The organism is Caulobacter sp. P1_B12_2, assembly GCF_056406675.1.
This window is the reverse complement of sequence record NZ_JBFTZS010000002.1, coordinates 24,875-36,178: the sequence shown is the minus strand read 5'-3', so window position 1 is coordinate 36,178 and position 11,304 is coordinate 24,875. Positions and strand designations below refer to the sequence as shown.

The 11,304-nt window shown below is 66.2% G+C and carries 8 protein-coding genes; 5 read left to right on the top strand and 3 right to left on the bottom strand.

Annotated features, from left to right (window positions below):
* Both AC1DZ6_RS00315 and AC1DZ6_RS00310 read right to left on the bottom strand, forming a co-directional pair.
* Window positions 1-616 (bottom strand): hypothetical protein (locus AC1DZ6_RS00315; RefSeq protein WP_477095197.1); only part of this gene is annotated, 616 nt, incomplete at its 3' end.
* On the bottom strand, window positions 613-1,257 hold the full coding sequence (locus AC1DZ6_RS00310) for a hypothetical protein (protein WP_477095196.1): 645 nt from the start codon (window positions 1,255-1,257) through the stop codon (window positions 613-615). The genes AC1DZ6_RS00310 and AC1DZ6_RS00315, both read right to left, overlap by 4 nt.
* Before the next feature lie 352 nt (window positions 1,258-1,609).
* On the opposite strand from AC1DZ6_RS00310, the gene AC1DZ6_RS00305 reads away from it, so the two are divergent.
* Window positions 1,610-7,708 carry a DUF3320 domain-containing protein gene (locus AC1DZ6_RS00305; protein ID WP_477095195.1) on the top strand — a complete coding sequence of 2,033 codons (6,099 nt, stop codon included), beginning with the start codon at window positions 1,610-1,612 and terminating at the stop codon, window positions 7,706-7,708.
* A gap of 26 nt (window positions 7,709-7,734) precedes the next feature.
* Window positions 7,735-8,340, top strand: coding sequence for a BRCT domain-containing protein (locus tag AC1DZ6_RS00300; protein WP_477095194.1), 606 nt, complete (start codon window positions 7,735-7,737; stop codon window positions 8,338-8,340).
* A gap of 139 nt (window positions 8,341-8,479) precedes the next feature.
* Here the strand turns inward: AC1DZ6_RS00300 and AC1DZ6_RS00295 are convergent, their stop codons facing one another.
* Entirely contained in the window at window positions 8,480-9,136 is a 657-nt protein-coding gene (locus AC1DZ6_RS00295) for a TetR/AcrR family transcriptional regulator (protein ID WP_477031549.1), read from the bottom strand.
* Window positions 9,137-9,184: 48 nt separating this feature from the next.
* On the opposite strand from AC1DZ6_RS00295, the gene AC1DZ6_RS00290 reads away from it, so the two are divergent.
* From AC1DZ6_RS00290 to AC1DZ6_RS00280, 3 genes are all read left to right on the top strand, one after another.
* Window positions 9,185-9,964, top strand: a complete 780-nt coding sequence (locus AC1DZ6_RS00290; protein WP_477095193.1) for an SDR family NAD(P)-dependent oxidoreductase — start codon at window positions 9,185-9,187, stop codon at window positions 9,962-9,964.
* A gap of 345 nt (window positions 9,965-10,309) precedes the next feature.
* Window positions 10,310-10,975: a hydrolase gene (locus tag AC1DZ6_RS00285; protein ID WP_477031551.1), complete on the top strand. Its 666-nt coding sequence runs from the start codon at window positions 10,310-10,312 to the stop codon at window positions 10,973-10,975.
* Between the two features lie 51 nt (window positions 10,976-11,026).
* Complete coding sequence (locus AC1DZ6_RS00280) at window positions 11,027-11,302, top strand: DUF1427 family protein (protein ID WP_477095192.1); 276 nt, start codon at window positions 11,027-11,029, stop codon at window positions 11,300-11,302.
* Window positions 11,303-11,304 lie beyond the last annotated feature (2 nt).

Below are 11,304 nucleotides of genomic sequence, written 5' to 3'. Positions count from 1 at the left end.
ACCCGGCAGGGTCGCGCGGCTCAACCGCATCGAGCTTCGCCGTCGCCAGCGGCGGCCGGGCCGCCGCCGCCCGCAGCGCCGGGTTGGCCGCCAGCGTCCGGGCGTTGGCGGCGAAGGCTTCGGCGACCATGCCGGCTAGCCCGCCCGAAGCGCCCTTGCGCTCCACGGTCTCGCGGGTGGATAGCCGCCCGATCTCGGCCCCGGTCGCACGGTCGGTCAGTGTCCATTCCACCGCGACCTCGACTTGGCCGCTGATGGTGTCGGTGTTGGCGAAGCCGATCATGGGCAGGCAGACATCCACCAGCGACACGCGAGCGACCCCAGACACCTCGACGGATGCCGAGCCGGACGAACTCACCACCACTCCAGTCTTTGTCAGCTCCTCGCGCAGGCGCGTGTCGCTGTCGCCGGTCGTGAAGGCGCGGCGCGTCTCGGAGCCCGTCGTGAGGGCTTGCTTGATGCAGATCGCGCCGCCCTTCAGCACCGTGGTCGCCTGCTGCTCCACGGGCGCTGCGGCCATCGGTTTCAGGGCGACGGTCAGGACCTGGGCCTGGGCGGCGCTCGCGACGGCGATGGTGGCGGTTGCGGCGGCCGCGAAGAAGACGAGACGGCTCATTGGGCGCGCCCCTGCTTGCGACGCTCCTTGAAGAAGGCCTCCGCATCGGCCTTGGCCTTGGCGTTGGCCTGAGCGGTCTTGGCGGCGGTTTCGACCTTCTTTTTGGCCTCCTCGGCCAGGGTCTTCTTCACCTGCTCGTCCCAGACCTTGCCGGCGTCGCGCAGGCTGGTGTCGGTCTTGATCGTCAGGGCGGGCTTGCTGATCTGCGCGGGCGCCTTGGAAGGCGCGGTCGGCGGCGGGGCGGTCTTCGCCGACCCCTTGGCGGCGCCCATGCCCGCGATATCGCCCGACGGCGGCGCTGGAGCCGGCGCATCCGGCCAAAAGCCCTTGGGGTAGCCGAACTTGTTGAGGATAAGATAGCCGCTCGCCCGGTACCAGGCCTCGGCCTGTTCGGCCGTGTCGAACGACGCGCATCGTGAGGTGCGATAGCCGCGGGCGGCGATGACGCCCGAATCGGTCAGCCTGCTTTCCGGATATATGCGGCCCAGCACGCCGGCCGTCGTCGTGTGGGGAATGAAAGCGATGGCTGTTCCGTCGCCGCCGGGGGTGAACATATAGCAGGCCAGGTAGAGAACCTTGTCTCGCGACGTCTGCGAGGCGGCCTCGCCGGCCGTCAGGGCCAGCCCCAGGGCCATCAGCAACGGAGCCCAAAATCCACGAAACCGCATCGCCCCTCCTGGCCGTATAACGATGGTCCCTCAGGCGCCTTAGGTGGACGATCAGGGACGCGTCCGTCAACGCCGATGCTAGTCGCGCAGACAACATGTCTGATGCGGGGGCGCATCCCATTTGACTCTGTCGATTCAACGTCCGGAATCTGAAGCGAAGCCAACGTCTGCTATTGGCGCCGCATCGAACGAGAGCCGAGACGTGATAGAGAGGGCCCCGCAGGGCAAAAGATCCGGCTCGCCACGGCGCAGATGTCGATGACCCCGCGAGATATTCCTAGACGAAGTTCCCACCCCCCGTAGATTGAACTCAACGGGGGCGAAAATGACCGACACGATCACAACTGACGCTGGTGAACCGCGTTCAGTTTTCGAGAGCGACCTGCCACTCGACACGAAGCTAGAACGGGCGAGGACGGAACTTCTCGACCTCTCCGCTCGTAATCGGCTCCTCAATATCCCCCGTTCCGCCAAAAGCGCCAAAACGCTCGAGATCATCGACGAGCGTGGGCCTGAGGTCTTCCGGCTGTTGGTTGGCGGCAGCAAGGCCTTCACCTTCCTGCCAGGCAAGGGCGCGGCAATCGACGTCGATGACGACGAGATCGAGATCGCGGAGTTGGCCCAGCCCGAGGATGACGGCGTGGACGCGCGGGGCGTGGCCAATCGCCATGCAGACACGCGCCTGCAGACTCGCCTGACGCCCGCCGGCCTGCAGAAGAAGCTTCTCGATCTGTATTACGACGCCAGGACCCTGGAGGAGGAGCAGGGCGTCAACATTCTGTTCCTAGCCATCGGTACGCTGAAGTGGATCGATCCTAACAACGCCACCGTAGTGCGTTACGCGCCGTTGATCCTGGTTCCGGTCGAACTGGAACGCGGCAATGCGGCGGAAAAGTTCAAGCTGCGCGCACGGCAGGAGGACTTCGCGGCCAACCTCTCGCTCGAGGCCTATCTGGAGCGCCTCCACGGCCTGAAGCTCCCCACCTTCGAGGCTGGTGAGGACTTTGATCCCTCCGCCTATGCGGCGGCGGTCGCCGAGGCGGTCTCGTCCAAGCCCGGCTGGGCGGTCGATCCGGACGACATCGTCCTGGGCTTCTTCTCCTTCGCCAAGTTCCTGATGTATCGCGATCTGGACCCGCAGACCTGGCCGGCGGACGCCAAGCTGGCCGACCATCGGCTGATCCGGCCGCTGATGTCCGAGGGCTTTCCCGAGGGCGAGCCGCTGCTGTCGGAAGACGAGTCGATCGACGCCCATATCTCGCCGTCCGACATGGTCCACATCGTCGACAGCGACAGCTCCCAGACCCTGGCGGTCGAGGAGGTGCGGCGGGGCCRTGACCTGGTCATCCAGGGCCCGCCGGGCACCGGAAAGTCGCAGACCATCGCCAATGTGATCGCCTCGGCGATCGCCGACGGCAAGACCGTGCTGTTCGTGGCCGAGAAGATGGCGGCGCTTGAGGTCGTCAAGCGCCGGCTGGACTCCACGGGCGTCGGCGACGCCTGTCTGGAACTGCACAGCAACAAGGCCAACAAACGGGCCGTGCTGGAGGAGTTGCGCCGGACCTGGGAGCTCGGCGCGCCGAAGACTGAGAACCTGGACGCGCTGAATGCGCGCCTGACGGACGCCCGCGATCATCTGAACATCCACGCCGAGCGCCTTCACGCGCCCTTGGGTGCCGCGCTGCACACGCCCTATGACGTTGTCGGCCATCTGGTCCGCTTGCGACAAGCGGGCGTCAAGCCGGGCTATCTGCGCCTCGACGGCGTGGGACGCTGGACCAAGCCGGCGTTCGATCAACGCTCGATGCTGCTGATCGAGCTGGCCGAGCGCGTCCTCGATCTCGGCGCGCCGGGCCAACACCTCTGGCGGGGTGTGGAACTGGATCGCGCCATGCCGACCGATGTCGCGCGCTTGGAGCAGCGGCTGGCGACCTTGTGCACGCAGTTGGCCGCGATGCGGGAAGACCACGCCCAGAGCGCGAGAATACTGGAGGCGCCCGAACCTGAGGCCTTGGCCGGACTCGAACCGTTGGCGGTTCTGGCGCGTCGCCTTGCCGAGGCACCCCACCTCGACGCCGAGGCTCTGGCGGCAGACATCTGGACGACGCCCGAAGTCGTGCGCGAAATTCTCGTCGCGGGCGCCGACTACGCGGCGCTACGCACGCAGCTGGCTTCGGTGTTCTCGGAAGCGGCCTGGTCGGCTGATCTGGAGACGCTGCGATCCGGCCTCGCGCCGCTCGACCCGGCGACCCCGATTGCGGCCTTCGACCGCGCGGGCGACATCGCCGAGCGCGTGCCGTCGCTGCTGGAACAGGGACGTCGCCTCGCCGAAGCGCTAGGCCGAGACACGTCGCCGACAGACCTCAAGGCCCTGGCGAGCCTGGCCCAGGTCGCTGAGCGGGTGGCCTCGGCGCCCGACGCCGATCCGGCCGCCTTCGCCCAGGATCTCTGGGACAATGGCGTCGAGAGAGCGGCCGACCTCGCCGCCGCGGTCAAGGGTCTGGAAGAGGCCCGCCACGAGATCGGCGCGGCCTTGAGTGAGGCGGCCTGGGCCGCGGACCTGTCCTCGGCGCGCGGCGTGCTCGCCGCCCATGGCGCGTCCTTCCTGCGGCTGTTCAATGGCGACTGGCGCGCAGCCGATCGGCTGGTGCGCTCTTTCCTGGCCGATCCCAAGACGCCGTTGGCACGTCGATTGACCTTGCTGGACACCTTGGGTCGAGGTCAGGCCGCGATGAAACTCATTGGTGACGATGCAGATTTCGGCCGCAGCGCCTTCGCCAGTGACTGGCGTGGCGAACGCTCCGTTTCGGCGCCGCTGCTGGCGCTTGTGGAATGGATGCGCAGTCTGCGTGGCCTTGGCGCGGAGCCCCGGCTCATTGTCGGCTCCCGGCCGGACCGGCGGCGGATCGCCGATCTGACCCTCACCCTGACCCGCGAACTCGAAGCCCTCCGGCCACAGATCAACATCTTCTGGGACGATCTGGGCAGCGGTCGCCAAGCGCTCTTCGGCACGGCCGAAGAGCCGGGTACGGCTAGGCTATCGGCCTTAGCGGACGCCAGCGCTGTTATGGCCAGCGCGCATCGCGCCGTGGCGGCGCTGAGCCTGCAGGTCGAGCCTTCATTGGCCATTCGTCGGCAGACGCTCAACGATCTCGCCAAAGGTCAGGCCCGCAGCGCGGCGTTGAACGCCTGCGCGTCGCAGGGGCGAGCGGCCTTCGGATCGGCCTGGCGAGACCTGGAATCGGACTGGACTGCGCTGTCGGAGGCGGCGTCTTGGCTGGAAGCGAACGGAGATATCCGCGGCTTGGCGTCGCGGATTGCGGATCGCGCGGGGCTGGCGGCGCACGTCGATGCCGCCTTGCTTACGCGAGAGCAGTGGATCGCCGACGTTCAGGCGATCCTGGCTGACCTGAAGGCCGGCGCCGAGGCGGCCGTCGTCGCCGATCGTCTTTCAGCCACGCCGGTCGCGACCTTGGCTGCCCATTTGGCGGCCTGGCGCGATGGTGGCGAAGCGCTGACCTCCTGGGTCAGTTATCGCGCTCGCGCCCGGGAGGCCTCCGATCTGGGCTTGAGCGACGCGGTGGCGCGTTTGCACGATGGCCGTCTGGCGCCCGTCGCGGCGCATGACGACTTCGAGCAAGCCTTCTTCGAGGCCATCCTGGAGCAGCAGCTCGAGGCCGAACCCGAACTGGCCGTCTTCGACGGCGAGACCCATGGCCGTCGCGTGCGTGAGTTCGTTGATCTGGATCAGCAGCGTATCCGCGCCGCCGCCATGCAGGTGGCCCGCGCCCATCACCGCAAGATCCCGCCGCTGGTCGGCGGCGCCGTAGGACCACTCGGCGTCCTGAAGGGCGAGATGGCGCGGAAGAAGGGCCACATGCCCATTCGCCAACTGATGCAGAAGGCCGGACCGGTGGTGCAGCGGCTGAAGCCGGTGTTCATGATGAGCCCGCTGTCGGTGGCGCAGTTCCTGCCCCCTGGGGAGATGACCTTCGACCTCCTGGTGATGGACGAAGCCAGTCAGATCCAGCCGATCGACGCGCTGGGCGCTATCGCGCGATGCCGGCAGGTGGTCGTGGTGGGCGATCCGCAGCAACTACCGCCGACCGCTTTCTTCTCCAAGATGACCGGTCAGACCGATGGCGACGACGATGACGGCGCCGCTAAGGTCGCCGACATCGAAAGCATCCTCGGCCTGTTCACGGCGCGCGGCCTGCCGATGCGCATGCTGCGTTGGCACTACCGGAGCCGTCACGAGTCGCTGATCGCCATTTCCAACCGTCAGTTCTATGAGAACAAACTGGTCATCGTGCCCAGCCCCTTCACGGCGCAATCTGGGCTGGGCTTGCGCTTTCATCACATCCAGGACGGGGTGTTCGAGACCGGCACGACGCGCACCAATCCGACCGAGGCCAAGGCCGTCGCCCGCGCCATCGTCCATCACGCCAAGACCACACCGGAGCTATCCCTAGGCGTGGTCGCGTTCTCGGTCGGCCAGCGCAAGGCCATCCTGGAACAGCTGGAGTTGCTACGTCGACAACTGGCCCCCGCGGAGGAGGCATTCTTCCAGCTCCATCCGACCGAGCCTTTCTTCGTCAAGAACCTGGAAAACGTCCAGGGCGACGAGCGCGACGTGATTCTCATCTCGATCGGTTATGGCCCTTCGGCCATCGGCGCCAAGCCGCCGATGCGCTTCGGACCCGTCGGACAGGAGGGCGGCGAGCGCCGGCTCAACGTGCTGATCAGCCGGGCCAAGCGGCGATGCGAGGTGTTCGCGTCCATGACCGACGAGGCCATCGATCCGGACTTCGCCTCGACCCGCAAGGGCGTGTTCGCGCTGAAACTGTTCATGCATTTCGCCCGCACCGGCCGCATGTCCCTTGCAGAGTCCATCGGTCGCGATCGGCACTCGGTGTTCGAGGCCCAGGTCGCCCAGGCGCTGCATGATCGCGGCTACCAAGTGCACCAGGACGTGGGCGTATCGGGCCTGTTCGTCGACATCGCGGTCGCCTCGCCCGATCATCCGGACCGCTATCTTCTAGCCATCGAATGCGATGGACCATCCTATCGCGGCGCGCGCTCGGCTCGGGATCGCGACCGCTTGCGTCGCAGCGTTCTGGAAAATCAGGGCTGGGTCGTTCATCGCATCTGGAGCGGGGATTGGTTCAAGCGTCCGCAGGAGCAACTCGACCGCGCCATCGCCGTGATCGAGGCCACCAAGGTGGAACTGGCGCGGGACGGCGCTGCCGCGGCGCGTCTCGCGCCCTACGAGATCGTCTCCGTCGAGCGGGAAGACGTCACGGAAATGGGTCTGGCGGGCGTCGCGGAAGCGGAGCTCGCCCTCTCTCGTCCCTATGCGGAAGCGCTGGTGACGCGCCCGTCCCACATTCTCAGCGACATCCACGAGACGCCGACAGGCGTGCTGTCGCAACTTGCTGAGGCGGTCGTCCAAGCCGAGGGGCCAATCCATTTCGACGAAATCGTCGTTCGAATCCGCACCGCCTGGGGCGCCGGTCGTGCCGGCGGCCGGATCCGCGACGCCGTGCGTCGCGCGGTCGAGACCTCGGCCCGTCAGGGACGTATCCTATCGGCTGGGGAATTCTTCTCCGCGCCGGGCGCCGATGTCCTGGTGCGTGACCGCAGCGAGGCGATGTCGCCGAGCTTGCGTAGGCCCGAGATGCTGCCACCGAGCGAGATCGAAACGGCGCTGATCGACGTGGTGTCGCGAAACTTCGGCGCCACCGAGGACCAGGCGGTGCAGGCCGTGGCGCGCGCGTTCGGTTTCAAGGCCACCAGCGCCCAGCTCCGTGACGTGCTAGGCGGCGTACTGGAAGAGGCGCTTCTCAGAGGGGTTTTAGCCCGGCGCGACCTGCTGATCGAGGCCGGCCCCAACGCACCTCAGCTACAGCGCCAGCCGGAAAGACCGGCCCTGGAGGGCTTGATTGCCGAGGGCGAGGGCGAGCGGCTGGAGTTCAAGGAGACCTTGCGCTGGGACCTGCGGTTGGAGCAGGTGAACAAGAAACTGGAAGATGGGGCGATGAAGGCGATCGCCGCCTTCAGCAACCATCGCGGTGGAACCCTGTTGATCGGCGTGCGCGATGATGGTGTCGTGCAGGGGCTCGGCCCGGACTTGAACAGCTTTGGCGGCATTCGTGATCGCTTTGAGCTGCACCTGACGAACCTGATCAAGGATCGCTTCTCGGAGAGCTTCAGGGCTGGCTGCGTGTCGGTCAGCTACCCGATCCTGCGCGACAAGCTCGTCTGTCGCGTCGACGTCAAACGCTCTCGGACGCCGGTCTATCTGACCTTGTCGGAAGGCAATGGCCCCGCCGCCGAGCGCCTGATCGTGCGCGCCGGGGCGTCTTCGCCGGAAATTCCGCTAGGTCAGGTCGCCAGCTACGTGCGGGACCATTTCGCGCACTAGAAGCAACAATAGAGGGGAGACTGTCGATGGATGACTCTTTGCTCAACCAACTGGGCGATGACAGGATAACGGCGCGGCAAATTGATGAACTGGTGGGTCTGGCGCGCGGTGTAGCGGCGGACGGCGACATCAACCAGGCTGAAGTCGAGTTCCTGCAGAAGTGGCTGGCCGCCAATATCGTGGTAAGCCAGCAGCCGCTCATCCGCACGCTATACCAGCGGATCAACGAGGTTTTGGCTGACGGTGTTGTAGATGAGGAGGAAAGGGCCAGCCTGCTGGAGACCCTCAACAGCTTCTCCAGCCGTGATTTCGAGCTCGGCGAAGTCCTGAAGTCGTCGACGCTACCGCTCTGCGATCCCGCGCCAACCCTAGCCTTCGCCGGCAGGACCTATTGTTTCACCGGGACCTTCATCTATGGCCAGCGGAAGGCTTGTGAACGAGCTGTGGCTGACCGTGGAGGTCTCAGCGGTGGTCTCAGCCGAAAGACCGAAGTGCTTGTAGTCGGTGCCTATGCCACCGAGTCTTGGAAGCATTCGACCTTCGGCAACAAGATCCTTCAGGCCAGTGAATGGCGCGATGAAGGAAGGCCCATCGCCATCGTGTCTGAGCAACATTGGACGCAGCACCTTTAAGGTTCGCCCGGGAGCAAACTGATATCCGCGCTGCCTGAACCGAGTCCCGCTGATGATAGGGCCCGGCGGAAGGTCGTGTTTCTGGCGTTAGCCCAGAGTCCGCTTATGGCGCTAGTCGCGCCTTACGCGCCATCGACGCTTACGAGTTTTGGTCTTCGCGCGCGGGGAAGCTCAGCATTGCGACCCGGGCCACGGTCTCCAGCTCCTCCCGCGTCGCTCCGTCCCGCGCCAGGATCGACATCCCGCTCTGGACGGTCTGAACAAAGCGGGCGAGGGCGTGAACGTCGGTTCCGGCCTGAAGCTCGCCGTCCGCGACACCTTGGCTCAATCGCGCCTTGAGCCGCTCAAGGCTGCCGAGGCGCGCCGCGCGAACCGTCTCGCCCAGACCAGCGTGGTCTTCGTCGCCGACCATCGACAAAGTCACCATGCAGCCCCGGGGCATGTCGCACAGCGAACCGGTCAAAGCGGCGGCGGAGTCCAGCAGCCACGCCGCCACGGCCTCGCGCGCCGTTGCGCCGGCCCGAAACCCGCCCCAGCCCATCTCGTCGTAAGTCCGACGGTAATAGTCGAGCGCTGCGCCATACAGCGCTTCCTTCGAGCCGAACGCCGCGTAAAGGCTGGGCGCACCGATCCCCATCGCTGCGATCAGGTCGGAGATGGACGTGGCCTCATAGCCCTTCTCCCAGAACAGCCGCGTCGCCTGCGCCAGCGCTGCCTCGCGGTCGAACGCACGCGGTCGACCGCGCCCCCGCCCGGACATTGCACCGCTTTCCGGATCTCGTCCTGAATTCTGCATCGATCGCTAGATAAGTCCCTTGAACCGGCCCGGCAACCTTCCCACTATTTGTGTATCGATCACTCTAGAAATGGACTCCGGACCGACATGACGAATTTGGCTGGCAAGCGCGCCCTGGTGACGGGCGCTTCCCGAGGCATCGGGGCCGCAATCGCCCTGGAACTGGCCGAACAGGGGGCGGACGTCGCGATCACCTACGAACGCGCCGCCGATAAGGCTGCGGACGTCGTGAGGCGCATAGAGGCCAAGGGCCGCAAAGCCGTCGCCATCAAGGCTGACAGCGCCGACGTCGCGGCGGTGAAGCAGTCGGTGGAAGCGGCGGTCGCCGCGCTCGGCGGTCTCGATATTCTGGTCAACAACGCCGCCATCGCCCGGTACGCGCCCTTCGCCGAGATCAGCCAGGAGGACGTCGACGCCTTGCTGGCGGTGAACGTGCGCTCGCCGATCTTCGCGGCCCAGGCGGCGATTCCACACCTGAAGGCCGGCGGTCGCGTCATCACCATCGGCTCGGCGGGCGCCGACCGCATCGTGGGCGATGCGGGCTCGGCCTATTACATGACCAAGTCAGCGCTGCAGTCGTTCAACCGGGGCCTCGCCCGTGAACTTGGTCCGCGCGACATCACCGTGAACCTGGTGCAACCGGGCTCGACCGACACCGACATGAACCCAGCCGACGGTGAGTTCTCCGATTTCCAGCGCTCGCTGATGCCGCTTGGCCGCTACGGCAAGCCTGAGGATGTGGCCGCCGCGGTCGCGTTCCTGGCCTCGCCCGCCGCGCGTCATATCACCGGGACGATCCTGAATGTCGACGGCGGCGCTCTGACCTAAAACAATGCGGTAGAGGGCGTTTCGCGCCCTCTACCGACCTCCGCCGGCTGTAAGCCGACTTGGGCGACGTCGGCTTTCCTCGCGTGCATGCACCCTTTGAGATGGGCGTGCCTTGGACCGACGTGGCGCAGCCGACTGCGGCTTGAGATTCTGATAAAAAAAGAACGCCGCGCTGTGAACGGTTCAGCCGTCTCGTGGCTGCCGCGGCGCTTCATTGGGTGAGAATTTAGAAACGATAGATTTCGATACTTTCCATTTATGTGGCGATGCCTCGCGGTCAAAGTGTCCTTGTCAAAACAACGGGGCGGCCGGGGAGCGGTCCTCCAAGCATCGAAGGACCCAGCCATGACCCAAGCCACTGCGACCCCGGGCGCTCGCCTGCTGAACGCCGCCGACCACACCCTGATCATGATCGACTACCAGTCGCAGATGGCCTTCGCGACCAAGTCGATTTCGGCGACGGAGCTGCGCAACAACGCCGGTCTGGTCGCAAGCGCCGCCGCCGGTTTCGGCGTTTCGACCATCCTGACCACTGTCGCCGAGAAGAGCTTCTCCGGGCCGATGTTCTCGGAGGTCACCGCGCCTTTCCCCGGCAAGGTCCTGCTGGATCGCACGTCGATGAACACCTGGGAGGACGAGGCGGTGATCGCCGAGGTCAACGCCATCGGCAAGTCGCGGATCGTCCTGGCCGGCCTGTGGACCTCGGTCTGCATCGTCGGCCCCGCGCTCTCGGCTCTGGACCAGGGCTTCGAGGTCTATGTGATCACCGACGCCAGCGGCGATGTCTCCACCGAGGCGCATGAGCGCGCGGTCTCGCGCATGATCCAGGCCGGCGCCCAGCCGATCACGTCGCTGCAATATCTGCTGGAGCTGCAGCGCGACTGGGCGCGCGGCGAGACCTACGACCTGACCACCGGGATCGCCCGCGAACGGGGCGGCGCCTACGGCCTTGGCATCACCTACGCCAAGACGATGTTCAACGCTTCTGAACAAGACGCGGCCGCCGCCTGACCCGATAGCGATGGGGGCGGCGCCAAGCCGCCCTCGTTTTGGAGCCCCGTCATGAAACCCTACCTCCTCTCGCTCGGCGCCGGGCTGCTCGTAGGCGTGATCTATTCCCTGCTCAATGTTCGCTCGCCCGCGCCGCCGGCCATCGCGCTGCTGGGCCTGCTTGGCATGCTGCTGGGCGAGCAGGTCGTCCCGATCGTCAAGCGACTGGTGACCAAGGCGCCGGTCGTCGCCTACCTCAAGACCCCCGACTGCGCGGGTCGGGTTCTGGGTCCTCAAGGCGTCGCAGCCGCCGGGTCAGAACCGCAACCGCCGAAGACCCAGGCATGAGC

Coding starts and splice junctions, on each gene's coding strand:
- AC1DZ6_RS00300 (WP_477095194.1), top strand. CDS start 7,735: ATGGATGACTCTTTGCTCAACCAACTGGGCGATGACAGGATAACGGCG.
- AC1DZ6_RS00295 (WP_477031549.1), bottom strand. CDS start 9,136: ATGCAGAATTCAGGACGAGATCCGGAAAGCGGTGCAATGTCCGGGCGG.
- AC1DZ6_RS00285 (WP_477031551.1), top strand. CDS start 10,310: ATGACCCAAGCCACTGCGACCCCGGGCGCTCGCCTGCTGAACGCCGCC.
- AC1DZ6_RS00280 (WP_477095192.1), top strand. CDS start 11,027: ATGAAACCCTACCTCCTCTCGCTCGGCGCCGGGCTGCTCGTAGGCGTG.